This window comes from Roseateles sp. SL47 (assembly GCF_026625885.1).
Classification (GTDB): Bacteria; Pseudomonadota; Gammaproteobacteria; order Burkholderiales; family Burkholderiaceae_C; genus Roseateles.
The window spans coordinates 1,941,198-1,966,645 of record NZ_CP113068.1; the positions used below are offsets into that span (position 1 = coordinate 1,941,198).

Consider the following 25,448-nt stretch of genomic DNA (forward strand, 5'->3'; position numbering starts at 1 on the left):
TAAAGGTCACGCATAAGGGTGCCGCATAAGGGTCAGGTCATCGGTGTCTGCGATGCGTTGGCCTGATGCAGCGCCTGGGTCAGCAGGTGGGTGCTGCCCGCCTGCTGCTCCACGGCGGCGATGAAGCCCGGCAGATCCCGCAGCCACAGAGGCACGGTCAGCGGGCTGGCATGGGCCGGAATCCCCACCTTCAAGTAGCGCAGCCCCATCAGTGATGCGGGTGTCACGGACTGGATGTCCCCCCATTTCACAGTCCGATAAACACCCCAGACGTTGAAGCATCGCAGCGCTTGCGGCTGCACCCGGACCGGGTAGGCGAGCACAACCAGACCATCCACCAGCGTCAGCAGCGCGCCGAGCACCAGCGGATCCACCACGGCGTCAAGGAAACCCGCCCCGTCAGGCAGCCGGCTGGACTGGTATTGCGCCAGTGCCTCCAGTGCGAGATTCAGCACCCCATACACCAGTACAAACCAAAGGCAGCTTCGCCACATCGGATACATCCGGGCGTGGAAGGACTGGGCAGATGCGGGGATGCTGGACATGAACGCCGTGAGGGATGCGAATCTCAGCCGGATGTTAGAGGTTGCAAGCCGGTGAAGGCGTATCCATCTGACATCTATCGCAACAGGCCGGTGGGCACATCAGTGTGCTGAACGATCCCTTCAGGGTGTTGCATCGCGACGGTTGATTCAAAGTATCACCCTGCGCGTTTATCGCCAATTTCGCGCGATGCCCGCCACGCCCTCGTCGGGCCCCGCAATCAACAAATCGCGACGACGCCGACCAATTGCGGTGGGTGAACTGACAGTATTTGTCGGTTCTGACAAAAACTGACCCCAGCCCCCACCGCTTCCCGTGGCGAATCGCATCCTTGGTACACGGCCGAGGAGGCCAAAGGTCGGACTTTCAAGGGGTGTAGACCACTTTGTGACCAATAGCAACCGGCACGTTAACTGCAAGACATACGGGGAAGACCACCTGGAGCCCGTTACCGCGCGCGTCCTGGTGTCCCGTTTCCTCGGACTTGCAGGAGCGCACATGCGCAACAACGTATCAGAGACCGACCAAAAGTTGGGTTGTCCCCCGCCCCCCGCCCTGTCGCGCGGGCTATTGTTCAGCGCTGTGCTGGCGCTCAGTGCCGTCAGCGCGCTGTCGGGTTGTGGTGGTGGATCCTCTTCTGGCGACGCCGCCGGGACGCCCCCCAGCAGCGGGAGCCCGGCGCCCGCACCGATCCCGGCGCCCGCGCCAACGGCTTCGTCACCCGAGCCGGAACTGCCGCCCACCACCACCCCTTCGCCGTCCACCGGCACGCTGCCCACCGGGGGCGGCACTGCGGCGCCGGCCCTGCCGCCCGGCCTGCAACTGCCGTCGGGCCTGGACCTGAGCAAGCCGGGCGCGGCCCTCAAGATCGCCAACGCCACCTCCAGCGCCACCGAGAACAACAACAACGGCCCGGATAAAGCCTTCGACGGCAGCATGACCACTCGCTGGTCCAGCGTGCCGGAAGACACCGCCTGGATCCAGTTCGACTTCGGCACCAAGACCCCCATCGGCTACATGCAGCTTGCATGGGAAAACGCCTATGGGAAGGAATACGCCGTCCTCGCCTCCGATGACGGTCAGACCTGGTACCAACTGCGCTATGTGGCTGGCGGCAAGGGCGGCACCGAAGAATTCTTCAATCTGAATGCCAACGTCCGCTACGTGAAGATCCAGGGCGTGGCCCGTGGCACGCAGTATGGCTATTCGCTGTTTGAAGTCAGCTTCAAATCGCCGGGTAGCGACAACACGCTGGCCTCGGTGGTGAGCTCGGCAACGCCGACGCCTCCGCTGGGCAGCTCGGTCACCTCACCCGCCATCACCGCCCCGCTGGAGCAAGTGCAGTTCACCCTGCCCGACGGCACCCTGGTGACCCGCTTCGGCTTTGTCGGCCGCTCCCGCCATGCCCGCGAACGTGGTGAGGACTGGGCAGAAATCGGCTATGGCACCAACGACACCGTGGATGCCAACGGCCAGCCTCGGGACAAGGGGCCGGGCGCCTATCTGAACTTCATTGCCAACTACTTCAAGAATCGCACCTGGGGTGTCGAGTTCATCGACAACAGCCGGGTGGCCGGGGTCACCAAGCCCCGCATCATCATCAACCAGTACTATCAGCAGGCCCAGCGCGGCGGCGGTCATTCGTTCTTCCGTCGCTTCGATGACCCGGGTGTCACCGGTTATGGATGGATGTCGCCCGGCACTTTGCTGGACAACACCACCTACACCGACGGCTTCAATGACCTGACCTCTTGCCCCGTGGTTCCCAAGCCGCCTGAAGGTGCGCTGGCCAAGCCCAATACCGGCTACAACGGCGTCATCGGCGCCAATGATGGCTGCTCCGTGGTGCTGGACAACGTGCCCGGCCATCGCGACGTGGGCCCGGACGCCAATGGCGTGCTGGTGCCCACCACCACGGTGGCATCGCGCAACCTGAAGGTGGGCGATGCCATTGAATTCACCGGCTCGTTCTTCTCCAGCCGCGCCGCCATGGACGCCATTGGTGATAGCGGCAACTTCCGCTATTACACCAATGAGGTGACGTATGTGGTGGGCAGCGGCCTGCGGCCCTGGTACGGTGTCCAGCCGCGCCTGATGAATGCGCCGCTGCCGGACGAGACGCTGCTGGGCGGCACCGGCTCCATCTCTTACGACTACGCCGACAACGCCACCTTCATGTTCCAGCAGCCGAGCACACAGATCGGTATGCAGAACATGCAGCGCTTCACCGAAGGCCGCCGCTGGATCCACAGCAACATGTGGACGGGCGATCACAATGAAGCCGGCAATGACCGCAATACGGCGGCCGTGGGTCTGCAAGGGCCGCGTTTCAACCAATCGACCTGTTTCGCCTGCCACATCAACAACGGGCGAGGACTGGCGCCCCAGGTGCTGAACCAGCGCCTGGACACCATGGCCGTGCGTACGGCCACCCTGGATGCCAATGGCAAGCAGGTGCCGCACCCGACCTATGGGCTGGCTGTGCAGATGAATGCCCGGTCGCAGACCACCGGTGCGCTGCAGGACTGGGGCATGGCCGTTCGGGTGGCCGGCTTCGACACCAAGACGGTGACGCTGGCGGACGGCACGGTGGTGACGCTGAGCAAGCCGCGGGTGAGTTTTGATGGCCCGACGCCGTCGGTGTTTTCGCTGCGTGCCGCGCAGCCGATGATCGGCATGGGCCTGCTGGAAGCGATTCCGGACGCAGACATCCTGGCGCGTGTGCGCACCACGCCCGACGAAGACGGTGTGAAGGGGCAGGCCAACCTGGTCTATGACCCGGAAACCGGCGCGGTCCGTGTGGGCCGCTACGGCTGGAAGGCCGCCAAGGTCAGCCTGCGCCATCAGGCCGCCAATGCCGCGCTGCTGGACATGTCGGTCACGTCGCCGCTCTACCCGAACCGCGACTGCCTGGCCGGCCCGGCCCAGTGCAACCGCAACAAGGTGGAGAAGGGCTTGTCCGAGGACGATCTGCAGCTGATCACCCGTTATGTGGGTCTGCTGGGCGTACCGGCGCAGCGCAGCCTCACCAGCGGCTTCCCCAAGGGGGTGACGCCGCTGCCCTACCTGGACGTGAATCCGACCCAGGTGGCCGCAGGTGCCAAGCTGTTTGCCTCCATCCGCTGCACGGCCTGCCACATCGCCGAGATGAAGACGGGCCTGGGCACGGAGCTGGCGGAAAACCGCAACCAGACCATCCGCCCCTACACCGATCTGCTGCTGCACGACATGGGCAGCGAGCTGGCCGACACCCTGGTGGAATCCCAGGCGGCCGGCAACCAGTGGCGGACCGCGCCGCTGTGGGGCATCGGTTATACCGAGTACGTGGCGGGCACCGGCGTGAAGGTGGGGTATCTGCATGACAGCCGTGCAGGGACGCTGACCGAAGCCATCCTGTGGCACGGGGGGGAAGCAGCCGCCAGCCGGCAGCGCTTTGTCAACCTGAGCACCGCAGATCGCAAGGCGCTGCTGGCCTTCTTGAACTCGCTCTGACGACGGGCGCATACCCACGCTGCGACGACGGGCGCAGCGCAACGCAACAAGGCGGCCTCGGCCGCCTTGTCCACTTTCTGGGCGCGCCGTCCAGCGTCGTTGCGACGGAACGAAGGGCTCACCCCCGCATCGCCGCTTCCACCCGTTCGCGGAACATCGCAGCGCGGCTCGCGTCTGAATGCTCCTCGATCCGTTCGCAGCAGAGGTCCACCCATTCCATGAACCGGCTGTGGGTGTCTGCCTCCCGGGAGCGGTTGCGCAGATCGGCTTCCCGGCCGGCCAGCATGCGGGTCACCAGGTCCAGGGCAAAGAAGCGCGCATTGACCAGCCGCTTGGCCGCCTGGGCCCGCTCCGCCGCCTGGGCCGCCAAGGCCATCTCCTGGGCCCGCTGCGGTGAACGCGGCGCTTCCAACGGCGCCGGCAGCTCAATCAGCCCCTTTTCCTGCAGCAACTGGACGCTGTTCTCGCCCAGCCCCAAGCCGCGGCCGAGGCGGCACAGCTCCGATGCGTCCCGTTTCCCGTCCACGGTGATGAGCAGCGCGCGCAGGGCCGGCGCCAGTTGCCGCTGCCCGGGAGCGAGCAGTTGTCGAGCGAGTTCGGTTTTGCGAGGGGCTTGCATGGCGGGGCGGATGTTGCGCATGCTCCATGGAGGCTTGATGACACCGCCATGACCCGTTCTGGGGGACGTGCATTGCGGCACAGGTCCAGCCTGTCCACAATCCACCCCATCAAAAACAGGGAGGACACTCATGGACAAGTTCATCGTCATGCACCGGGGGGCCCTGCGGTCCAAATACCGCACCGAAGGGCTGGCCCGCATCGAGGCAGCGCTCAAGCAGTTGGTGGCGGCCGACAAGCGCCGGGGTGTGGATACGCAACTGCTGCCCATCGACATGACCGGGCCGATGAAAGCCATCGGTGCCGCACCGGTGCAGGGGCCGCCCGATGCCCGCAGCCTGAAGAAGGCGGTGGATGCGCTGGTGCAGGCACGGACCCCGCACTATGTGGTGCTGCTGGGCGGCCCGGATGTGCTGCCGATGGTGCCCCTGCGCAATGCGGCCCATGGGGGCGACCTGGGCGACGGCGATCCGGTCGTGCCCAGCGACCTGCCTTACGCCTGCGAGACCGCCTACAGCACCGATCCCAATCGGTTCCTTGGCCCGACTCGCGTGGTGGGCCGGATTCCGGATCTGCCCGGGGCCCAGCGGCCGGACCTGCTGCTGCAACTCATCCGCTCGGCTGCCCGCCACAAGGCGCTGCCCAGGGAAGACTATCTGGAAAGCTTTGGCCTCTCGGCCGAGGTGTGGCAGGCGTCTACCCGGCTGAGCCTGATCAACACCTTCGGCCATGCGGACGCGCTGCATCTGTCGCCGCCCGAAGGCCCGGCATGGACCAAGGCCGAGCTGGCCCCGCGCATGCATTTCATCAACTGCCACGGCCAGAAGGACATGCCGGAGTACTACGGGCAGCAGGGGGAGGCGTATCCGGTGTCGCACCGCTCGTCCCTGATCCGGGACCGGATCACCGCCGGCACGGTGATCGCCGCCGAATGCTGTTATGGGGCCCAACTGTTCGACCCCGCCCTGGCGGAGGGCCAATGGCCGATCGCCCTGCGTTATTTGGGGGACGGCGCCACCGCCTTCCTGGGGAGCACCACCATCGCCTACGGTCCCAGTGAAGGCAATGGGTCGGCCGACCTGCTGTGCCAGTATTTCCTGCAGCGTGTGCTCGCGGGAGCTTCCACCGGCCGTGCATTGCTGGAGGCCCGGCAGAAGTTCGCCGGAGAGCGGACCCACCTGGATCCGATGGACCTGAAGACCCTCGGTCAGTTCTACCTTCTGGGGGACCCCTCGCTTCAGCCGGTGAGCTTTGTCAGCCACGCACTCACCCGCACCCGCGCCTTCCGCAAGGCCTTCGCGACCGTGCAGGACCGGGGCGTGCGCGGGCTTCGTCGCGAGAAGCTGGAACGGGACGGCCGTTACCTGGCACGCGCATTGCCCTCTCTCAAGTCCAGCGATCAACCGCCGTCCGCAGCGGTGCGGTCCGCCATCGAGCCCATGCTGAAGGAGTCCGGCCTGTCGCCGGCCACCTGCAGCCGGATCAGCTACGACGTGGCAGGCACACCCGGGCAGCGGCGGGTCCATGTGTACAAGGGTTGGAACGCGGCGCGCCTGCTGGCGCTCGTCGCGACCGAGCAGGACGGGTTGCTCCTGCATGTCAGGCGCATGCATGCCCGCTGAGTTCTCTCCCGAAGACGACGGTCGCACCTGCTTGCAGGGGCGGCTGGTCCGTGAGGTGATTGACCGGGGCAGCAAAAGCGAAAGGCTGGCGCTGCGCCTGGAACTCGAGGACGGGGAAAAGGTCCTGCTTCGCCGCCAGGGCGGGCATCCGATCCGTGACCCGGTCCTGGAGGCCTTGGAGGGACAGGTGTTGCGGGTGTCTGGCCAGCAGCGGGATGGCTACTTTTTTGTGCAAGACATCTGCCGGTTGGATGACCAAAATCAATAACCGTTCGGGAGATGCCCGTGCGGCAGGGTCGGTTACCTTCAACGACTTGCTGCGGGTGCCCGGACGGACGTAAAACCTGAGGTTTCCCCGATTCCTTTATGGGATCTCTGCATCAGCAACTCAACGAACTGGAGAAAAGCATGGCCAAGAATCCTTCCGACCGTCTGCTGGCGGACCTGCACCAGGTGGTGACCGACGCGGAATCCCTGCTGCGCGCCACATCGGATCAGACCAGCGCGACCGCTTCGGAACTGCGTGCCCGTGTGCAGGCGACGCTGGACCGTGCCAAGGGCAGCCTGGGGGATTTCCAGGCAGCCGCGATTGATCGCGCCAAGGCGGCTGGCAAGGCGACGGATGACTACGTGCACAGCAATCCGTGGGAGTCGATCGGCGTGGCCGCCGGCGTCGGCTTGCTGTTGGGGCTTCTCATCAGTAGGAAGTAAGGCCCCCCAGTCGCTTCGCTCCTGCCCCCGAGGGGCGCCAGCCTGCGGCCTGGCAGAGCCAGTTCCGCGGCTGTGGCCTGGGGGCGGGCGCCAGTCGCTTTGCTCTTGGCCCCGAGGGTCGGGGGCTAGGTGGGGCGGTGGGCGCGGAGCCAGTCTTCGAGCTGGTCGGCGGGCATGGGACGCGCAAAGTGCCAGCCCTGGCCTTCGTGGCAGCCCAGCGCCAGTAGGTGCTGGCGTTGCTCTTCGGTTTCAATGCCCTCGGCAACAACGCGCATGCCAAGGCTGCAGCCAAGATTGACGACCAGTTGCGCAATGGTGGCGCCAGCTGCACTGCTCTGCGCCTCGTGGACAAAGGCACGGTCAATCTTCAGGCGCTCTACGTCCAGACGACGGAGCTGACTCAGCGACGAGAATCCCGTGCCAAAGTCATCAATGGCCACCGTGGCCCCCGTGCTTCGAATCTCCGCCAGCACCCGTAAGACCGTCGAGACCTCTTCCATGGCCATCGATTCCGTGATCTCCAGCTCCAGCGCCGATCCGGGAATCTCGGCATCCATCAGCGCGCGACGGATCGAATCAATGAAGCCGTGGTGACGGAATTGCGCCAGTGAAATATTCACCGCAATCCGGAAATCATCAAAGCCGTTGCGCCGTAATTGAGCAATCTGGAAACAGGCCGTCCGCAGCACAAATTCACCGATCGGGACAATGAGGCCCGATTGCTCCGCCAACGGAATGAATTGGTCCGGGGGCACAAATTGGCCGTCCGCCGTGCGCCAGCGCAGCAAAGCCTCCGCTCCAATCACCTGTTGCGTCGCCAGCTCCACCTGCGGCTGATACACCACAAACAGCCGCCGCTCTTCAAAACTCGCCCTCAGGCCCTTGAGCAGCTTGAAACGCTCCCGCGCATCAATGCCCATTTCGGCATGGAAATACTGCGACGCGCCACGGTTCTGCGCCTTGGCACGCTTGAGCGCAATCTGCGCATCCAGCAAAAGCTCCGAACCCAAAGCCCGCGATTCGGCCAGACGCACCAGCCCGGTGGTGGCACTGAGCTGCAAGCGCTCGCCAGAGACAGTGAACGGGTCGTTGAACAACTCGGCAATCCGGTCCCCATTCACCACCTCTTCCGGCCCCAACAGTCCAAAGGCGTTGGAAGAGATGCGGGCCATGGCCGTGTTGTGGCCCAGTTGGCCCGCCATTCGCAGGGTGACCGCCTGCAGCACCTGGTCGCCAAAACGATGGCCAAAGGCATCGTTGATGTCGGCAAAGTCGTCCAGGTCGATCAGCGCCAGCGTGATGCCGTCCGGCGATTTGAGGTTCTGCTCCAGCACCTCAATGAAGCGCGTGCGGTTGGGCAGCTGCAGCAAGGGGTCGTTGTACGCCTGGTCCGACAGCTGGCTGTACAGCACCACATTCTCGAAGCCGGCCGCAATGTTGGAGCTGAACGCACGCAGCAGTTGCTGGTCCAGGTCTTCCATCGGCCGCGGCACTTCCACCAGCACCGCCATCTCGCGGCCGTTGGGAAGCCCAAAATACATGACGGTGCAGCCGTCTTCATGCAGATGATCACCCAGCGCCAGGCTGCGGCTCAGCAACTGCCGAACGCGCTGCACCGGAACATGGCGCAGCGGGCGACTCACCAACGAGCTGTATTGGCCCGCCGCCGCAATCACACGCGCTTCACCACTCGGGTCGTTTTCGCTTTGCAGACACACCACACCATCGGGCAGGGTGCCCAGCAAGGCACTCAGCAACGTAATGACACCTTCGGCAAAGCTCTGCATGCCACGCAGCCGACCCAGCTCGGCACTCGCCTCCACAATCATCTCCATGCCTTCACGGCTGGCCTCCAGGGCCCGGATCTGACGGTAGGAACGAATCGCCGCCGTGAGCACCGTGTACAAACGGGTGCGAGTCAGCTCTGACTTGGTCTTGTAGTCATTGATGTCGTAGGCCTGGATGGTCTCGATCTCCGGGGCATATCCCGGCTGACCGGTCCGCAGCACAATGCGCAAGGCGGCAAGCTTGAGCTCATCCCGGATATGGCGGACCAGTTGCAAACCGGCATCATCCGACTCCATCACGACATCCAGCAGCACCACGGCAATGTCATGCTCGCGGCCCAGCAGGCGCCGAGCTTCGGCGGCTGATCTGGCGTGCAGGAAGCTCAGTGGCTGGCCCTCGACGGACAGGCCCTGCATGGCCAACTCGGTGGCCTTGTGCACGTCCGAGTCGTCATCCACGATCAGCACCCGCCACGGGTGCTCGGACACGGCCGTGGTCTCGCGGGCGGCGTCCTGGTCGTCCAGGAACTGCAGCACGTCGTCGTCGTCGACGACGGCAGAGTTCGACGAATGCTGACGATCAGACATTGAGAGACCTTGTCGTGACGCCCGTGCGCGACGGCACGAGACGTTGCCTTGACTTTAGCTGAAGCCTCCCCCGCAGATGTGGCTTGTACGCCATCGTTTCCCCCGATTCAGTGGTAGGGTGACACGGTCGAGGACGAGGAGAAAGTCACATGGAGTCGCAGGAGCTGAATCTGGCGGACCGATTGCGCCGGATGGCGGCACACACGTTGTCACTTGCGCGAGTGCGCCTGGAACTGCTGGGCGTGGAGCTTCAATCCCAGCTGCTGCGTCTGTTTGCCGCCCTGACCGGCCTGCTCTTGGCCTTGCTGCTCGGGGTCGCCTCCCTGCTGATGCTGGTGTTTGCCGCCCTGTTGTGGGTGCCGGACGCATGGCGGGCCCCTCTGGGCCTGGCCCTGGGGCTGGTGCTGTTGCTGGCCGCCGTGCTGAGCTGGCAATGGGCCAAACGCCAATTGGCCGAAGGGGATCCGTTTGGCGCCAGCCTGGCCGAACTGGCCCGGGATGCCCGCGCCCTCGGTGAGACGGAGAGCCGCTGATGTGGCGAGACATGCAGCAGCGTCTGAAGCTGCGTCAGCTCGATCTGCAATTGCGCAGTGCCGAATTGCGGGTGCAATTGGCGCAGGACGTTCGAGCCCTGGAGCAGCCTTTGCGCTGGGCGGACCGGGCGCACGGCCTCTGGCGGCTGCTTCGCAGTCTGCCCAAAGCCTGGCAGGCGTTGGGAGCCCTGGGCGGGCTGGGAGGCCTGTTCGGGCTCACTCGGCTGTTCAGAAGGCCCGGTCGGCTCGCGAGGCTGTGGACCTGGCTGACCTTGGCGCTGAAGGTCTGGCGCTGGGTGCGGCCGCAGGCACCTTCGCCGTCCGGAGCGGATCCGGGGACGGAATCGCGGGCTGAATCCAGGACTGAAGCGCGGACGGAAGCACGGACAGAAGCGCGGTCGCCATCGGCGGCAGCGGTTGCACCTCAGCCCCCGGTGGCGCCGGATGTGGCGTCGTCGCAGACGCCCCCATCAACGCCCACATAGACGCCCCCCACCGCACCCCTCAACGCCCCGATCAACACCCTTACGGGCGCCTTCACGGACGCCCACGCAAACAAACGCCCCCCGCAAAGCCCCGATCAGGGCCGACCGCGTTTGAGGCTCGCACCACGCGGGGCGGTAACGCTGGACTTGCTGCCACCCGAGCGCTGCACCGGCCCCCCGGTTTTTGGCCGACCACCCTGAGTCGTCTGCGCAGTACGCGGCGCCTGGGCACCCACCGGCTTGCGCGCCGCACCGGTTTCCCGTGGCGGAAGCCCGGTGTGCTGGGTCAGGATTTGTCCCGCACGCGGTTTGTTCGGCGCGGTCTTTTGACCGGCCTGCGTTGAATTCTTGCGGCGCGCTGATTCATAACCACCGTCGGTGGCCGGCTGGAAGGTCGGGATCAGGTGATGTTTGCCGTTGCCGATCAGGTCGGCGCGGCCCATGTCCTTCAGCGCCTCACGGAGCAGCGGCCAGTTGTTGGGGTCGTGATAACGCAGGAAGGCCTTGTGCAGGCGGCGCCGACGCTCCCCCTTGACGATGTCCACCGCCTCGCTGTCGCGGGTGACCTTCTTCAGCGGATTCTTGCCCGAGTGGTACATCGCCGTGGCCGTGGCCATGGGGCTGGGGTAGAAGGTCTGCACCTGGTCCGCCCGGAAGCCATTGCGCTTGAGCCACAGCGCGAGGTTCATCATGTCCTCGTCGGCCGTGCCCGGGTGGGCGGCAATGAAGTAGGGGATCAGATACTGCTTCTTGCCAGCAGCCGCACTGGCCTGCTCAAACAACTGCTTGAAGCGGTCGTAGGTGCCAATGCCCGGCTTCATCATCTTGGAAAGCGGGCCGCCCTCGGTGTGCTCCGGCGCAATCTTGAGATAGCCGCCCACATGGTGGGTGACCAGTTCCTGGATGTATTCCGGGGACTCGATGGCCAGGTCGTATCGCAGACCGGAGCCGATCAGGATCTTTTTGACCCCACGCAAACCACGCGCACGGCGATAGAGCTTGATCAGCGGGCCGTGGTCGGTGTGCAGGTTGGGGCAGATGCCGGGATACACGCAGCTGGGCTTGCGGCAGGCGGCTTCAATCTCGGGGCTCTTGCAGCCGATGTGCCACATGTTGGCCGTCGGGCCGCCCAGGTCGGAAATGATGCCGGTGAAGCCTTTGACCTTGTCGCGGATGTCTTCAATCTCACGAATGATCGAGTCTTCGCTGCGGCTCTGGATCACACGCCCTTCGTGCTCGGTGATGGAGCAGAAGGTGCAACCGCCGAAGCAGCCACGCATGATGTTCACCGAGAACCGGATCATCTCCCACGCCGGGATCTTGGTGCCGGCGTCATGGCTGCCGTTTTCATCCGCATAGCGGGGATGCGGGCTGCGGGCATAAGGGAGGTCGAAGACATGGTCCATCTCCGCCGTGGTCAGCGGGATGGGGGGTGGGTTCAGCCAGACGTCGCGGTCCACGCCGCTGGACGAATGCCGTTGCACCAGCGCGCGCGCATTGCCCGGATTGGTTTCCAGATGCAGCACCCGGTTGGCATGGGCATACAACACCGGGTCGCTCTTGACCTGCTCATAAGCCGGAAGCCGGATCACGGTGCGGTCACGGGGCGTGGTGAGGGCACGGCCGTCCTGCCCGGTGCGGGCCAGCGGCTGGCGCACGATACGGATCGGCTTGACCTCGGGCATGCCTGCGGTCACGCCTGCGATGGCCGCAGCGCCTGCCGGGGCCTGCGCATCCGCAGTGGCCATTGCAGGCGTGGTCGCCTGGGACTGCTGCTTGGCGCAGTCGGTGCCTTGATCGGCGGCCACCTCGTCGGTGGTCATGTAGGGGTTGATCAGCGCCTCCACCTTGCCTGGCGCGTCCACCTCGGTGGAGTCGATCTCGAACCAGCCATCCAGGGATGCATCGTCCGGACGGCGCATGAAGGCCGTGCCGCGCACGTCGGTGATGGATTCAATCGGTTTCTTCTGGGCCAGGCGGTGCGCAATCTCGATGATGGCCCGCTCCGCATTGCCATAGACCAGCAGGTCGGCCTTGGCGTCCACCAGAATGCTGCGGCGGACCTTGTCCTGCCAGTAGTCGTAATGGGCAATGCGGCGCAGCGAGGCTTCAATGCCGCCGATGATGACCGGCACGTCCTTGTAGGCTTCCTTGCAGCGCTGGGTGTAGACCAGCGTGGCCCGGTCCGGCCGCTTTCCGGCGGCACCGCCCGGGGTGTAGGCATCGTCCGAGCGGATTTTGCGATCAGCCGTGTAGTGGTTGATCATCGAATCCATGTTGCCGGCCGCCACGCCGAAGAACAGATTGGGCTTGCCCAGCGCCCGGAACGGGTCGGGGGAATTCCAGTCGGGCTGGGCAATGATGCCCACGCGGAAACCTTGTGCTTCCAGCGTCCGGCCGATCACCGCCATGCCGAAACTGGGATGGTCCACATAGGCGTCGCCGCTGACGATGATGATGTCGCAGCTGTCCCAGCCGAGCTGCGTCATTTCCTCGCGTGACATCGGCAGGAACGGCGCCGGGCCAAAACGCTTGGCCCAGAACGGACGGTAGCCTGTGAGGGCCTTCGGGCGCGTTTCGTGCTCGGACGATTTCTGGCGAGTGTCCTTGGCGGACGCCTTCCGGCCGTCCTTCCCCACGGAGGGAGCGGCGGGCGTGGAACGCTCGTCAGCGGGCAGGGCGGAAGTCGGGGGCAGGGTGACGGACACGGCGGCGGCTCGGCGGGGGTAACCGGGTATTGTCGCTGTTCCCTCGGGTTCACCCCAGGGGAGACCTCACAAATCCGGGGCTTTCAACCGGGAATCGGGCTGGGCGTCGGCCGCCGTCATGGGGGATTGGGCCGATTCACAGACCGCCTGTCGGCCCAGCGTATGGCGTTCCGCCTCGGTCAGCGGGCTGAACCGGTTGGGCACCGGCACCGCCAGGCTGGACAGATAGTGCTCCAGCTGGGCCTGCCCCACCTCGATCAAATCGAAGGATTCCGGGTCCAGCATCCAGTGGTGCAGCAAGCCGCCCACCAGGGCCATCAGGCCGATGGCGGCTCGCTGGGTATCCAGGCCGGGCGGGAGCTGGCCCAACTCGATGGCGCGCTCGAAGGTGCCGCGGTTGTGCAGGGTCCAGTCCCGGTGCGCCACCACCTTGCGCGCCAGGATGCTGGTCATTTCACCAACAAACTCCACCCGCAGATTGGCGATCTCAAAAGCCCGCCGGGTGCGTGCATTGTTGACGGTGCAGTGAAACACATTGAGCAGCCCCAGCCGCAGGTCTTCCAGCGGCAGGTCGGGCGATGCGGAGGTGGCCGCTTCAATGCCTTCCTCCAGCGGCATGGTGGCCCGCTGCATCATGGCGTCGAACAGCTGGACCTTGTCCTCGAAGTGCCAGTAGACCGCCCCACGTGTCACGCCGGCCGCCTGCGCAATGTCTTGCAGCGATGTGCGGGATACGCCCCTCTCATGGAACAGCTGTTCGGCTGCGTCCAGCAGGCGGGTGCGGGTCTCCTGGGCTTCTTGTTTGGTTCGGCGGGCCATGGGGGCATTGTAGGCGGCTAAACATACATGCGTGAATGTATGTATATACTGCACGCGTTGTGTAGTCGAGTTGCGCCTGCGCGTTGGTCAAACCGCTTTTTTCGCATTTCCACCGGTCGCATCCCTGCCCTGTTGAGGTGGGGGAACCCCGATGAACATTGCGGAAGGACGGGCCGATGCCGATGATGTGCCGACGCTGAAAAGCTACGTAAAAACACCAACAAGCCACCATCTGATTCACAAGAGGAACCCCATCGTGATGTCCTTCCCTCAGCCGAAAGAACAACCGGGGGCGGAGCGCCCGGGCCTGCAGGCCGGCGCTCGTTTGCTCTATCTTCTGCCCCTGGTGGTCTCGCTGGCCACTGTCCTGACCGCCTGCGGCAAGGATGACAAGGCCGCAGCCGCCGGCAAAGGGGGGGGCATGCCGCCCGCCCAGGTGGGTGTGGTCACGGTGGGCACCCAGGCGGTGGCGCTGCAGACGGAACTGCCCGGCCGCGTGGAATCGCTGCGCACGGCGGAAGTGCGCGCCCGCGCCACCGGCATTGTGCTCAAGCGCCTGTTCACGGAAGGCGCCGAAGTGAAGGCCGGCCAAGCGCTGTTCCAGATCGACCCGGCCCCCTATCAGGCTGCCCTGGACAGCGCCAATGCCAATGTGGCCAAGGCGCAGGCCAATCTGGCCCAGGCGTCGGCACAGGCGGAGCGCAACAAGCCGCTGGCGGATGCCAAGGCCATCAGCCAGCAGGACTACATCACCTCGGTGGCCACCGCCAAGTCGGCCGAAGCTGATGTGGCGGCCGCCAAGGCCGCCGCCGTGCAGGCCCGGCTGAACCTGGACTATGCCCGCGTCACTGCGCCCATCTCCGGGCGCATCGGCCGTGCGCTGGTGACCGAAGGTGCGCTGGTGAGCTCCAGCGAGGCCACCCAGCTGGCCCTGATCCAGCAGGTCAGCAGCGTCTATGTGAACTTCACCCAGTCGGCCAACGAGGTGCAGAACCTGCGCCGCGCCCTGGCCAACGGCCAGCTGCGCAGCGCCGGCAGCGGCGCGGCCCAGGTGCAGGTGGTGCTGGATGACGGCACGGTCTACAGCCGCCCCGGCAAGCTGCTGTTCACCGACCTGACGGTGGACACCACCTCCGGCCAGGTCACCCTGCGCGCCGAAGTGCCCAACCCCGACAACACCCTGCTGCCTGGCCAGTATGTGCGCGTGCGCCTGGCCCAGGCGGAGCTGCCGTCGGCCATCCTGCTGCCCCAGCAGGCGGTCACCCGCGGCAACGACGGTGACACCGTGCTGGTGGTCGGTGCCGACAACAAGCCGCAAGCCCGTAAGGTGCGCATTGGCAACGCCGTGGGCAATCAATGGGTGGTGACGGACGGCCTGAAGGCCGGCGAGAAGGTCATTGCCGATGGCTTCCAGAAGATGATGGTGCCGGGGGCTCCGGTCAATCCGGTGCCCTTCACGCCTGCCAGCGCCGCCAGCGGTGCTCCGGCAGGCGCCTCGGCTGCCGGCCACTGAGCCCTGACGCTCAGGAAGGATCCAAGACATGGCACGTTTTTTTATTGATCGCCCCATCTTTGCCTGGGTGATCGCGCTGTTCATCCTGGTGTTCGGTGGAGTGGCCGTCACCCAATTGCCGGTGGCGCAGTACCCCACCGTCGCGCCGCCGTCGCTGGTGGTGAGCGTGGTGTACCCGGGCGCTTCCGCCAAGACCCTGGACGAGGCGGTGGTCTCCGTCATCGAGCAGGAGCTCAACGGGGCGCCAGGCCTGGCCTACATGGAATCGGTGAGCCAGGCCAACGGCACCGGCACCATCACCGTCACCTTCGAGTCCGGGACCAACATCGACCTGGCCCAGGTGGAAATCCAGAATCGGCTGTCGCGCGCCGAACCCCGACTGCCGTCGGCGGTGACGCAGCAGGGCGTGAAGGTGGACAAGTCCCGCTCCAACTTCCTGCTGTTTGTCACCTTGTCGTCGAAAGACGGCTCGATGGACCCGATTGCGCTCGGTGACTACGCCGCGCGCAACATCGTCCCGGAAATCCAGCGGGTGGCCGGCGTCGGCCAGGCCCAGCTGTTCGGTTCCGAACGCGCGATGCGCATCTGGCTGGATCCGGCCAAGATGCTGTCGTTCAACCTGACCCCGACGGAAGTCAACTCCGCCATCTCGGCCCAGAATGCGCTGGTGCCGGCCGGTGTGCTGGGCGACCGCCCCAACACCACCAGCCAGACGATGTCGGCGACCATCGTGGTCAAGGGCCAACTGGAAAACAAGGCGCAGTTCGAGAACATCGTGCTGCGCGCCAATGCCGATGGTTCCACCGTCAAGCTCAAGGACGTGGCCCGCATCGAGCTCGGAGGCCAGAGCTACTCCACCTACGCACGCCTGAACGGCCAGCCGTCCACCGGTATCGGTATCCAGCTGTCGCCCACCGGCAATGCGCTCGGCACGGCCAACGCGGTCAAGGCCCGGATGGAAGAGCTGAAGAAGTACTTCCCGGACGGCGTGCTGTATGAAGTGCCGTACGACTCGTCCAAGTTCGTGAAGATCTCGATCTCGCAAGTGGTCGAGACGCTGGTCGAGGCCATCATCCTGGTGTTCCTGGTGATGTTCCTGTTCCTGCAGGACTGGCGCTACACGCTCATCCCGACGCTGGTGGTGCCGGTGGCCCTGCTGGGCACCTTCGGCATCATGCTGGCCATGGGCTTCTCCATCAACGTGCTGACGCTGTTCGGCATGGTGCTGGCCATCGGTATCCTGGTGGACGATGCCATCGTGGTGGTGGAGAACGTGGAACGGATCATGAGCGAGGAGGGGCTCTCGCCCCGTGAGGCCACCAAGAAGGCGATGGGCCAGATTTCGGGCGCCATCATCGGTATCACCACGGTGCTGATTGCGGTGTTCGTGCCGATGGCCTTCTTCGCTGGTTCCGTGGGCAACATCTATCGCCAGTTCTCGCTGGCGATGGTGGCCTCGATGGCGCTGTCCGCGCTGATGGCCCTGTCCCTGACGCCGGCCCTGTGCGCTACGCTGCTCAAGCCGGTGGATGCCGGTCACCATCACGAGAAGCGCGGCTTCTTCGGCTGGTTCAACCGCAGTTTCTCGCGCACCGCCAAGGGGTATGAAGGCTGGGTGTCCCGCCTGCTCAAGCGCAGCCCCAGCATGATGGTGGCCTTCGTGGCCATCGTCGTGGTGGTCGGCTGGCTGTATGTGCGCATGCCGACGTCGTTCTTGCCCAATGAAGACCAGGGTTACCTGATCGTCAACGTGCAGTTGCCGCCGGGTGCCACCTCCAACCGCACGGAAGCCGCCGTGGCCGCCGTGGAGCAGTTCCTGCACAAGCAGCCGGAAGTGGCGGACACCATCGGTGTGATCGGCTTCTCCTTCTCCGGCCAGGGCCAGAACGCCGCACTGGTGTTCGTGCCGCTGAAACCCTGGGATGAGCGCAAGGGGGCTGAGCACAGCGCCAGCGCCGTGGCGGGCCGGGTGTTCGGCGCGATGATGGGCGGCGTCCGCGACGCCTTCATCTTCCCGCTGTCGCCCCCGCCGATTCCCGAACTGGGCAACGCCACCGGCTTTGCACTGCGCCTGCAGGACCGCGGCGGCCTCGGCCACGAGGCACTGCTGGCCGCTCGCAACCAGCTGATGGGCATGGCCGCGCAAAGCAAGATCATCACCGGCATGCGTCCGGACGGTCTGGAAGATGCACCGCAGCTGCAGATCGACATCGACCGCGACAAGGCGCAGGCCCTGGGCATCAACTACGGCACCATTGCGGCCACCCTGGGCACGCAGCTGGGGTCGTCCTATGTGAACGACTTCCCGAGCTCCGGCCGCATGCAGCGCGTGGTCGTGCAGGCAGATGCGCCCAAGCGCATGACGCCGGAAGACGTGCTGGCGCTGAACGTGACCAACGGCAGCGGCAAGGCCGTGCCCATGTCGGCCTTCGCCACCAGCCGCTGGATCACCGGTCAGATGCAGGCCACCCGCTACAACGGCTATCCGGCCATGCGGCTGGCAGGTGATGCGGCCCCGGGCGCTTCCACCGGTCAGGCGATTGCCGAGCTGGAAGGCATGATTGCCAAGCTGCCGGCCGGCATCGGCTACGAGTGGACCGGCTTGTCCCGCGAGGAACAGCTGTCCGGCTCGCAGGCCACCATCCTGCTGGCGTTCTCGCTGCTGGCGGTGTTCCTGTGCCTGGCCGCGCTGTATGAGAGCTGGTCGATTCCGCTGGCCGTGCTGCTGGTGGTGCCGCTGGGTCTGCTGGGTGCGCTGGCCGGTGCCACGCTGCGGGGCATGCCCAACGACGTGTACTTCAAGGTCGGCCTGATCACCATCATCGGCCTGTCCGCGAAGAACGCCATTCTGATCATCGAGTTCGCGAAGGACCTGCAGGCGCAAGGCAAGGGCTTGGTGGAATCCATCCTTGAGGCCGCCCACCTGCGCTTCCGCCCGATCATCATGACCTCGCTGGCCTTCATCCTGGGTGTGACGCCCTTGTTCTTTGCGTCGGGCGCCGGCTCGGCCAGCCAGCGGGCGATCGGTACCGGCGTGCTGTCCGGGATGATCACCGCCACGCTGCTGGCCGTGATCTTCGTGCCGGTCTTCTTCCTGGTGGTGCGCCGATTCTTCAAGGGCAGCGAACGCCAGCGCAAGATGTATGCGCATGAACTCGAAGGCAGCAATGCCAAGAACGCCGACGGCGTGTGATGAACGTTGCGAGCCCCGGCGCAAGCCGGGGCCGTGCGGAGAATTCGAATGATCAAAAACAGTTTGACCGTCCTGGCCTCGGCCGTTGCGGCCCTGGTACTGACCGGCTGCATCAACCTGGCGCCGGAGCATCAGCGCCCCGAGGCGCCGGTGGCGGGGCAGTGGCCGCAGGGGCCGGGGGCGGAAGCGCCCGGCGCCCAGGCTGCGGCCCAGTTGCAATGGGAGCAGTTCTTCCATGACGCGCGCCTGCGCGACCTGATCACACTGGCGCTGAAGAACAACCGCGACCTGCGGGTGTCGCTGCTGAATGTGGAAGTGGCACGTGCCCAGGCAGGTGTGGCGGCGGCCAATCGCTGGCCCACCATCAATGCGGGCGTGTCGGCAACCCGTGGGCCGGAGACGACCAGCTCCGGCGATGTGCAGATCGTCAGCACCTATCAGGCGGGTCTGCAGATCAATGCCTATGAGCTGGATCTGTTCAGCCGGCTGAAAAACACCAGCGAGTCGAGTTTTGCGACCTATCTCGCCACGGCCGAAGCCGCGCGGACGGCACGCATCTCGCTGATTGCCAGTGTGGCCACGGCCTATCTGGCGGTGCAGGCGGATGACGAGCTGCTGAAACTGACCGAGCAGACCGTGGCCACCCGCCAGGACAGCCTGAAGCTGACGCAGTTGAAGTTCGACAACGGGGCCTCGTCCAAGCTGGACCTGAACACCGCTCAGTCGTCCTACGAATCGGCTCGCGCAACGCTGGCCCAACTGCAGCGCACCCGCATGCAGGACATGAACAGCCTGACCCTGCTGGTGGGCCAGACGCTGCCGGACAACCTGGCCGCTGCCCAGCCGCTCAGCGGCCAGACCATGGGCGCTGTGCTGGCCGGTCTGCCGTCGGAAGTGCTGATTCAGCGTCCGGACGTGCGCCAGGCCGAACAGCAACTGGTGGCGGCGGAAGCCAACATCGGTGTGGCCCGTGCGGCGTTTTTCCCCAGCATCTCGCTGACGACCAGTGGCGGTACCGCCAGCAATGCGCTGTCCGACCTGTTCAAGCGCAGTGCCTGGAGCATCAGTGGCTCGGCCCTGCTGCCGCTGTTTGACTTTGGCAAGAACCAGAACAATCTGGAAGCCGCCAAGGCCAACCGTGAGATTGCCGTGGCCAACTACGAGAAGGCGGTGCAGACCGCCTTCAAGGAAGTGTCCGATGCACTGGCCGGCCGCGCGACCCTGGACGAGCAACTGCGCGCCCAGGATGCCCAGGCCGAAGCTGAAGCCTCCCGCCTGCAACTGGTGGAGCTGAGCTATCGCAATGGCGCGGCTTCCAACCTGGATCTGCTGGACGCCCAGCGGTCCAGCTTCGCGGCGCAGCAGTCGGCACTGCAGGTGCGACTGGCGCAGCTGCAGAACCAGGTGCAGCTGTACAAGGTGCTGGGCGGCGGCACCGAGCCGGCACCGGCGGCGCAGAACGCCAAGGCCCCGTCCTGACCGGCTGAACCCTTCGCTGGTTCGCCCCAACGGCATCGGTCCGCAGCTCAGCGGCCGATGCCGTTTTTCATTGGGGGCATCGGTTCGCCACTACAAATATTTGTGGAGTTCCTACCCTTGTTGAGGTGGCATTTGATCGGTTGATCCAACTCAACTTAGCAAGCGAGGGCCCTGACGAAAGAAGAGGCTGTCTGCATCATCGGCGCCCCAGGTTTACTTGTGGCGATCCCCATGTACTTTCCCTATCTCCACGGCATGCAAAAGGAGATGCTGGCGCTGCGCCAGTCCATCACGCTCTTGGCGTCAGAGGCATGTGTTCAACCGGTGATTGAGCCGGTGCGGCATGTGCTCGCCTCCTTGCGGCACACGCTGCAGGCGTGTGAGAGCGAAGGGCTGACGGCGTGGATGGTGGTCAATCCGATGCTTCAGGAATTTGCCGGTGTGGGTGCCGCACCAGCGCTGAGCTGGGGACGGCATCTGCTGGCCTCGGTGTCCTCACCGCGCCGGTATCTGTGCCCGACCTTGTTGCTGCATGCCGGTGTCACTCCGGATGTGGTGCGGCTGTTTGCGCAGAGTTACGCCGGGCAGGTGGTGGGCGTGGTGATGGCGGAGGAGCCGCAGGCGCTCATGCATCTGTATGAAGCCTTGCAGGGGGTGCAGGTGGCGCGGGTCTTTCTCAAGCACGGGCCCTGCTCGTCGGCGCTGCGGGAGGCGCTGGCTCCGGCCCAGGTGGTGTGGGTGGAACCGCTGGATGCCAACATGCCGGAGGCACTCAAGCGGGTGGGCATGGGCGGATTCCTCCAGGAGCGGCGGTTCTTCACCGATGCCGTCTCGCGTTTCAAGGACGTGGGCGGTGCCGGGTTTTCGGACTACACCAGCCTGCCCTCCCTGCCTTACCCCGGCGGTGGGCCCACCGGCTGCTTCCATTTGGCCTTCCACCAGATGGGCGGGCCGATGGACCAGGCGCTCTGCCTGGAATTCTTTGTGGCGGAGCGGCAGTTCCCGCCGCAGCGCCTGGCCGAAGCCCGCTTCATCCGCGCCTTGCAGCTGTTCCATCTGGCCCTGGACCGCCGCGACGCCTGCTTCGGCCCCACCGAAGCGGTGCGCCGCTTTGTGGGGTGCCACATCCGAGGCGTGCCACCGACCCAGGCGATTGCCCGACAGTGGCAGCTGATGCACCACCTGGAACTGGTCAGTGGTTTGCTGTCGGGACGCTTTCCGCCGCACTCAGGCGCACCGGCACCCCGCTGAGCACCGAGGTGCCGGAGACGGGGTCGCGGTCGTCTTCGTCCAGCAGCAGGTTCATGTTGACACCCGGATGCTGCGCGGCCACTTGCAGCCGGGCGCCGGCCAGATCATGGCCCCAGCCGTGCGGCAGGCTCACCACGCCGGGGCGCATGGCGTCGCTCACTTCCACCTGCGCCAGCACGCTGCCGCGGGCATTGCTGAGCCGGGCCGTCTGGCCGGTGTCCAGGCCGGCGCGTGCGGCATCGTCCGGATGGATCAGCAAGGTGCAGCGTTCCTTGCCCTTGGCCAGCACCGGCAGGTTGTGCATCCAGCTGTTGTTGCTGCGCGTCTCCCGCCGGCCGATCAGCAGCAGTTCAGGGTCCAGCGGACGCTGCAGCGCTGTGCGCACCGATGCCACCTCGGCCAGCAGCGCCGCAGGGGCCAGTTCGATGCGGCCGGAGGGCGTGCGCAGGACTTCGGGAATGCGGGGTGTCAGCTCACCCAGGTCGATGCCATGCGGGGCGGCGCGCACCTTGGCCAGGTTCAAGCCGTCCGGCCGTGCGCCAAAAGCGTCTCCATAGGGGCCGCTGCGCAAGGCCAGGTCCAGCCAGCGCGCGGGGCCGGCGCCGCCGTCCAGCATCGCCAGGCATTCGGCGGCACGGTCGCCCGCGCTGCGTTGCAACTCGGCTTGCAGGGCCTGGTCGTCCAGGGCCTGCAGATCGGCCTGCGGGCCCAGGCCGTTCACGATGGCCGTGAGGCGCAGCAGGGTCTGCCATTCGGCCTGCGGCGCCGGGGCAGCTGCTGAGGGCGGCAGCACCGGCCCCGACCACCGCGCATGGTTGCGCCAGGACAGCTGCGCAAACACCAGGTCGTAATGCCAGTCCTCCAGCGGCGACGGCGGCGGAAGGATCAGATGGGCATGGCGGGTGGTTTCATTGATGTAGGGGTCCAGGCTGAGCATGAAGTCCAGCCCTTGCAGCGCGCGGGCCAGCCGCGCCCCATTGGGGGCCGACAGTACCGGATTGCAGGCCACGGTGATCAGCGCATGGATCTGCCCGTCTCCCGGCGTCTCGATTTCTTCGGAGAGGCAACTGATCGGCAACTCGCCCATGATTTCCGGCGCACGGCTGACGCGGCTGTGGCGACGTCCGACGGTCACGCCCTTGCCCTGGCCGGGGCGTCCCAGCGTGTTGGCGGCAAAGGCGGCTGCCTTCGGGAACATGAGCCCCCCCGGGCTGTCCAGATGGCCGGTGAGGATGTTGAGCACGTCGATCAACCAACTGTTGATCGTGCCGAAGCGTTGGGTGCAGGTGCCGATGCGGCCATACAGCGCCGCGCGGGGGGCCGCTGCCAGATCGCGCGCCAGTTGGCGGACGGTGGCCTCGGGCAGGCCGGCATGTGATGCGCAGTGCTGGGGCGTGAACTCGGCGGCCAGCGCGCGCAGATCGTCCAGCCCGTTCAGATGCCCGGTGAGCCGGCCGGGGCGGACGAGGTCCTCGGCAAACAGCGTGTGCAGCATGCCCAGCAGCAGGAAGACATCGCCGCCCGGGCGGATGGCATGGTGCTCATCGGCCGCCTGGGCGGTTTCGGTGCGGCGCGGGTCGATGACGATGATGCGGCCGCCGCGTGCGCGCATGGCCTTGGCCTTGCCGCGAAAGTCGGGCACCGTCCAGAGGCTGCCGTTGCTCACCGCTGGATTGGCACCCAGGATGATCAGCAGATCGCTGCGCGGCAGGTCTGGCACCGGCACGCTCAGCCAGTGCCCGTACATCCAGCCGCAGGCCAGCTGCTTGGGCATCTGGTCCAGGGTGGAGGCGGAGAAGATGTTGCGGGTGCCCAGCGCCCGCGCCAGACCGGGGAAGTAGCTGAACAGGCCGATCTTGTGCGAGGCCGGATTGCCGATGCTCAGGCCCACACAGTCCGGACCGTAGGATTGGCGCAAGGCCGGCAGGCGGCGGTCGATCTCTTCGAAGGCCTCGGCCCAGCTGATGGGCACAAATTGCCCGTCCGCCTCGCGCCGCATTGGCTGGCGCAGCCGGTCGGGGTCTTCATGCAGATCTTTGAGGGCCACGCCCTTGGGGCACAGATATCCCTGGCTGAAAGGATCGTGTTCGTCGCCCCGGATGCTCACGACCTGGGGCGCGGAGCTGCCCTGCGTGCCTGTGGCCGTGCGGATCTCCAGCCCGCAGCTGGCTTCGCACAAGGGGCAGATGCGGTAGTGCGTCTGCGGGTCCATGGCTGTCTCCGTTCATTCGTCTTGTGCGGACGATTGTGAGTCGGCCTGCATACCTGGGTCGTCATGTACGCGACAGGGAGCGCGGCATACTGCTGCCCATGAAAATCGACATCGGTGGCGGCGTTCGCCTTTATGTGGATGTGGAAGGTGCGGGACTGGTGCCCGACGGCCCGCGCATGCGGGACAAGCCCACGCTGATTTGCATGCATGGTGGCCCGGGCTTCGACCACAGCGCCTTTAAACCGGCGTTCAGCCAGTTGACCGACTTGGCGCAGGTGATCTATTACGACCATCGCGGCCATGGCCGCAGCGATCCACGTCCGTCGTCCGAATGGAATCTGGATGTCTGGGCGGATGACATCGTGCGGCTGTGTGACGCCCTCGGCATCGAGAAGCCCATCGTGCTGGGACAGTCCTTTGGCGGTTTTGTGGCCCAGCGCTACATCGCCCGGCATCCGGCGCATGCCAGCAAGGTGATTCTTTCCAGCACGTCGCACCACATGGGACTGGAGCGCAAGCTGGCTGCGTTCGAGCGCCGCGGCGGCCCGCAGGCCCGTGCGTTGGCGGAAGCCTTCTGGGCGCGGCCCAGCCACGACACCTTCCAGGCCTACTGGAGCGGAGTGCGCCACCTCTACAACACCCAACCGGCGGCAGACCCGGAAGCGGGCAGCCGCACCCTGGCCAATATTGAAATCCTGCTGCACTTCGTCGGCGGCGAGAAGCAGGACCTCGGCCTGCTGCAGGGCCTGGCGGGCGCTTTGTGCCCGGTGCTGGTGATGGTGGGGGAAGACGACCCGGTCTGCCCCTTGGAAGATGCCCTGGAGATCCACGAGGCGCTGCCGGCCCAGTGGCGGCAACTGGCGCGCTTCCCGGGTGTGGGCCACGGCGCTTGGCGGGATGATCCGGTGGCGGCCTTTGAGGTGTTGCGCCGGTTCATTGCGGCGTAAGCGCTTGGGGGCGACCGATGCCGCTGGCGCCGTCTCAGGCGGGAGAGGCCGCCAGCGCCCGGAGGTCACGCTCGGCCAGCGAGGGGTCACCCAGGTTGAGTTCGATCAGCCGGCGCAGGTGGGTGATGCTTTCCAGGTCGATGCCCAGACTGAGCAGCCCGGCCCGCTGGCGGTCGATGTGGGCCACCTGGACCGCCATGGAGATCCGGCCCTCATGCGGCAGCAGCGGCAGATCCAGCAGGGCGAGCATGCCGGGTTCCACGGGCGCGTCCGGCGGCAGCAGCAGCAGCGCGCCTTTGAGCGACAGGTCCAGCACCTGCACGGCCACCCGATGCTCGACGGTCACGAGATGGGCCGAGCTGGCAAAGGCAATGCGCGAGAAATGGCGCCGCTCATGGGCAGAATCGTTGGACATCACGGCTTCCCCAGTTTCGACTGACTATCCTCTGCCTCGCGTCCGGCGTCAAAGCCGGCGGTGGGGGGGGTCAGAGGTCGGCGTAGATGGTGGATTTCTCGATCGCCTGATGCAGGCGCGAGGGGGCCAGGGATTCCAGGCCCATCGTTTCCAGCAGATACCAGGACGCCCGCAGCAGCGCGGACGTGGCCTGCCGCAGGGCCGCCACTTCCGGGGAATCCTGCCGGTCCATCATCTGCTGCAGTTGGCGGTTGGGGGCATGCCCCGGCACTTCAGGCAGTGAATAACCGGGATGGTGCTGCGCCACCCGCGACAGCAACTGCTGCACCTCAGGCCCGTGTTCCGGCGACTGGATCAGCCGCGCCAGGTCGCCCAGCAGGCGTTCGCCTGCAGCGGCCAGCAACTGGGCGGAATGGTCCGCGCCGCCAGCGATGTAAAGCGCGGAGGCCATGTCCAGGTATTCCAGGGCTCTCGCCAGACGGGGCAGGTCACTCACGGGGTCCTCCTTGATGCTTTTTCGCTTTTGTCGGCG

19 protein-coding genes are annotated in these 25,448 nt (G+C 65.8%); 11 read left to right on the forward strand and 8 right to left on the reverse strand.

What is annotated here, in order from left to right; genetic code table 11:
* Positions 1-32 precede the first annotated feature (32 nt).
* Complete coding sequence (locus OU995_RS08440) at positions 33-545, reverse strand: hypothetical protein (protein WP_267835079.1); 513 nt, start codon at positions 543-545, stop codon at positions 33-35.
* Positions 546-1,041: 496 nt separating this feature from the next.
* Here OU995_RS08440 and OU995_RS08445 point away from each other — a divergent pair, with 496 nt between their 5' ends.
* Positions 1,042-4,035, forward strand: a complete 2,994-nt coding sequence (locus OU995_RS08445) for a di-heme oxidoredictase family protein (protein WP_267835080.1) — start codon at positions 1,042-1,044, stop codon at positions 4,033-4,035.
* A gap of 118 nt (positions 4,036-4,153) precedes the next feature.
* Here the strand turns inward: OU995_RS08445 and OU995_RS08450 are convergent, their stop codons facing one another.
* Entirely contained in the window at positions 4,154-4,675 is a 522-nt protein-coding gene (locus OU995_RS08450; protein WP_267835081.1) for a hypothetical protein, read from the reverse strand.
* A 109-nt stretch (positions 4,676-4,784) separates the two neighbouring features.
* Between OU995_RS08450 and OU995_RS08455 the strand changes: the two genes are divergently transcribed.
* From OU995_RS08455 to OU995_RS08465, 3 genes are all read left to right on the forward strand, one after another.
* Complete coding sequence (locus tag OU995_RS08455) at positions 4,785-6,275, forward strand: C25 family cysteine peptidase (protein ID WP_267835082.1); 1,491 nt, start codon at positions 4,785-4,787, stop codon at positions 6,273-6,275.
* Positions 6,265-6,543 (forward strand): hypothetical protein, encoded by a 279-nt coding sequence (locus OU995_RS08460; protein WP_267835083.1) that lies wholly within the window; start codon positions 6,265-6,267, stop codon positions 6,541-6,543. Before OU995_RS08455 ends, OU995_RS08460 begins: the two co-directional genes overlap by 11 nt.
* A gap of 140 nt (positions 6,544-6,683) precedes the next feature.
* Positions 6,684-6,986 carry a DUF883 family protein gene (locus tag OU995_RS08465; protein WP_267835084.1) on the forward strand — a complete coding sequence of 101 codons (303 nt, stop codon included), beginning with the start codon at positions 6,684-6,686 and terminating at the stop codon, positions 6,984-6,986.
* 125 nt (positions 6,987-7,111) lie between these two features.
* On the opposite strand, the gene OU995_RS08470 is transcribed toward OU995_RS08465, so the two are convergent.
* Entirely contained in the window at positions 7,112-9,361 is a 2,250-nt protein-coding gene (locus OU995_RS08470) for a putative bifunctional diguanylate cyclase/phosphodiesterase (RefSeq protein ID WP_267835085.1), read from the reverse strand.
* Positions 9,362-9,510: 149 nt separating this feature from the next.
* Here OU995_RS08470 and OU995_RS08475 point away from each other — a divergent pair, with 149 nt between their 5' ends.
* Both OU995_RS08475 and OU995_RS08480 read left to right on the forward strand, forming a co-directional pair.
* Entirely contained in the window at positions 9,511-9,894 is a 384-nt protein-coding gene (locus tag OU995_RS08475) for a phage holin family protein (protein ID WP_267835086.1), read from the forward strand.
* Positions 9,894-10,379 carry a hypothetical protein gene (locus OU995_RS08480; protein ID WP_267835087.1) on the forward strand — a complete coding sequence of 162 codons (486 nt, stop codon included), beginning with the start codon at positions 9,894-9,896 and terminating at the stop codon, positions 10,377-10,379. Before OU995_RS08475 ends, OU995_RS08480 begins: the two co-directional genes overlap by 1 nt.
* Positions 10,380-10,474: 95 nt before the next feature.
* On the opposite strand, the gene OU995_RS08485 is transcribed toward OU995_RS08480, so the two are convergent.
* Both OU995_RS08485 and OU995_RS08490 read right to left on the reverse strand, forming a co-directional pair.
* A complete protein-coding gene (locus OU995_RS08485) occupies positions 10,475-12,883 on the reverse strand; it encodes a YgiQ family radical SAM protein (protein WP_267836211.1) in 2,409 nt (802 codons plus the stop codon).
* A 270-nt stretch (positions 12,884-13,153) separates the two neighbouring features.
* Positions 13,154-13,906: a TetR family transcriptional regulator gene (locus tag OU995_RS08490; RefSeq protein ID WP_267835088.1), complete on the reverse strand. Its 753-nt coding sequence runs from the start codon at positions 13,904-13,906 to the stop codon at positions 13,154-13,156.
* A gap of 259 nt (positions 13,907-14,165) precedes the next feature.
* Here OU995_RS08490 and OU995_RS08495 point away from each other — a divergent pair, with 259 nt between their 5' ends.
* The 4 genes from OU995_RS08495 (at position 14,166) to OU995_RS08510 (ending at position 21,342) form a co-directional block, all read left to right on the forward strand.
* Positions 14,166-15,419 carry an efflux RND transporter periplasmic adaptor subunit gene (locus tag OU995_RS08495; RefSeq protein WP_267836212.1) on the forward strand — a complete coding sequence of 418 codons (1,254 nt, stop codon included), beginning with the start codon at positions 14,166-14,168 and terminating at the stop codon, positions 15,417-15,419.
* A gap of 28 nt (positions 15,420-15,447) precedes the next feature.
* Complete coding sequence (locus OU995_RS08500; RefSeq protein ID WP_267835090.1) at positions 15,448-18,612, forward strand: efflux RND transporter permease subunit; 3,165 nt, start codon at positions 15,448-15,450, stop codon at positions 18,610-18,612.
* Positions 18,613-18,660: 48 nt separating this feature from the next.
* Complete coding sequence (locus tag OU995_RS08505) at positions 18,661-20,091, forward strand: efflux transporter outer membrane subunit (RefSeq protein ID WP_267835092.1); 1,431 nt, start codon at positions 18,661-18,663, stop codon at positions 20,089-20,091.
* A 231-nt stretch (positions 20,092-20,322) separates the two neighbouring features.
* On the forward strand, positions 20,323-21,342 hold the full coding sequence (locus OU995_RS08510; protein ID WP_267835093.1) for a sce7725 family protein: 1,020 nt from the start codon (positions 20,323-20,325) through the stop codon (positions 21,340-21,342).
* On the opposite strand, the gene OU995_RS08515 is transcribed toward OU995_RS08510, so the two are convergent.
* Entirely contained in the window at positions 21,284-23,554 is a 2,271-nt protein-coding gene (locus tag OU995_RS08515; protein WP_267835094.1) for a molybdopterin-dependent oxidoreductase, read from the reverse strand. The two genes, OU995_RS08510 and OU995_RS08515, sit on opposite strands and share 59 nt — an antisense overlap.
* A 98-nt stretch (positions 23,555-23,652) precedes the next feature.
* On the opposite strand from OU995_RS08515, the gene OU995_RS08520 reads away from it, so the two are divergent.
* A complete protein-coding gene (locus OU995_RS08520; protein ID WP_267835095.1) occupies positions 23,653-24,501 on the forward strand; it encodes an alpha/beta fold hydrolase in 849 nt (282 codons plus the stop codon).
* A gap of 34 nt (positions 24,502-24,535) precedes the next feature.
* Here OU995_RS08520 and OU995_RS08525 read toward each other — a convergent pair whose 3' ends face one another.
* Positions 24,536-24,916, reverse strand: a complete 381-nt coding sequence (locus tag OU995_RS08525; RefSeq protein ID WP_267835097.1) for a PilZ domain-containing protein — start codon at positions 24,914-24,916, stop codon at positions 24,536-24,538.
* 70 nt (positions 24,917-24,986) lie between these two features.
* The gene (locus OU995_RS08530) at positions 24,987-25,412 is read right to left on the reverse strand and encodes a hypothetical protein (protein WP_267835098.1); all 426 of its coding nucleotides are present in this window, start codon (positions 25,410-25,412) and stop codon (positions 24,987-24,989) included.
* Positions 25,413-25,448: the final 36 nt, after the last annotated feature.

Excerpts from the sequence above, each read along its gene's own strand:
- OU995_RS08465 (WP_267835084.1), top strand. The coding sequence starts at position 6,684 with ATGGCCAAGAATCCTTCCGACCGTCTGCTGGCGGACCTGCACCAGGTG.
- OU995_RS08495 (WP_267836212.1), top strand. The coding sequence starts at position 14,166 with ATGTCCTTCCCTCAGCCGAAAGAACAACCGGGGGCGGAGCGCCCGGGC.
- OU995_RS08480 (WP_267835087.1), top strand. The coding sequence starts at position 9,894 with ATGTGGCGAGACATGCAGCAGCGTCTGAAGCTGCGTCAGCTCGATCTG.
- OU995_RS08455 (WP_267835082.1), top strand. The coding sequence starts at position 4,785 with ATGGACAAGTTCATCGTCATGCACCGGGGGGCCCTGCGGTCCAAATAC.
- OU995_RS08490 (WP_267835088.1), bottom strand. The coding sequence starts at position 13,906 with ATGGCCCGCCGAACCAAACAAGAAGCCCAGGAGACCCGCACCCGCCTG.
- OU995_RS08445 (WP_267835080.1), top strand. The coding sequence starts at position 1,042 with ATGCGCAACAACGTATCAGAGACCGACCAAAAGTTGGGTTGTCCCCCG.
- OU995_RS08440 (WP_267835079.1), bottom strand. The coding sequence starts at position 545 with ATGTCCAGCATCCCCGCATCTGCCCAGTCCTTCCACGCCCGGATGTAT.
- OU995_RS08500 (WP_267835090.1), top strand. The coding sequence starts at position 15,448 with ATGGCACGTTTTTTTATTGATCGCCCCATCTTTGCCTGGGTGATCGCG.
- OU995_RS08520 (WP_267835095.1), top strand. The coding sequence starts at position 23,653 with ATGAAAATCGACATCGGTGGCGGCGTTCGCCTTTATGTGGATGTGGAA.
- OU995_RS08450 (WP_267835081.1), bottom strand. The coding sequence starts at position 4,675 with ATGCGCAACATCCGCCCCGCCATGCAAGCCCCTCGCAAAACCGAACTC.
- OU995_RS08460 (WP_267835083.1), top strand. The coding sequence starts at position 6,265 with ATGCCCGCTGAGTTCTCTCCCGAAGACGACGGTCGCACCTGCTTGCAG.
- OU995_RS08525 (WP_267835097.1), bottom strand. The coding sequence starts at position 24,916 with ATGTCCAACGATTCTGCCCATGAGCGGCGCCATTTCTCGCGCATTGCC.
- OU995_RS08475 (WP_267835086.1), top strand. The coding sequence starts at position 9,511 with ATGGAGTCGCAGGAGCTGAATCTGGCGGACCGATTGCGCCGGATGGCG.
- OU995_RS08510 (WP_267835093.1), top strand. The coding sequence starts at position 20,323 with ATGTACTTTCCCTATCTCCACGGCATGCAAAAGGAGATGCTGGCGCTG.
- OU995_RS08470 (WP_267835085.1), bottom strand. The coding sequence starts at position 9,361 with ATGTCTGATCGTCAGCATTCGTCGAACTCTGCCGTCGTCGACGACGAC.
- OU995_RS08485 (WP_267836211.1), bottom strand. The coding sequence starts at position 12,883 with ATGTCACGCGAGGAAATGACGCAGCTCGGCTGGGACAGCTGCGACATC.
- OU995_RS08515 (WP_267835094.1), bottom strand. The coding sequence starts at position 23,554 with ATGGACCCGCAGACGCACTACCGCATCTGCCCCTTGTGCGAAGCCAGC.
- OU995_RS08505 (WP_267835092.1), top strand. The coding sequence starts at position 18,661 with ATGATCAAAAACAGTTTGACCGTCCTGGCCTCGGCCGTTGCGGCCCTG.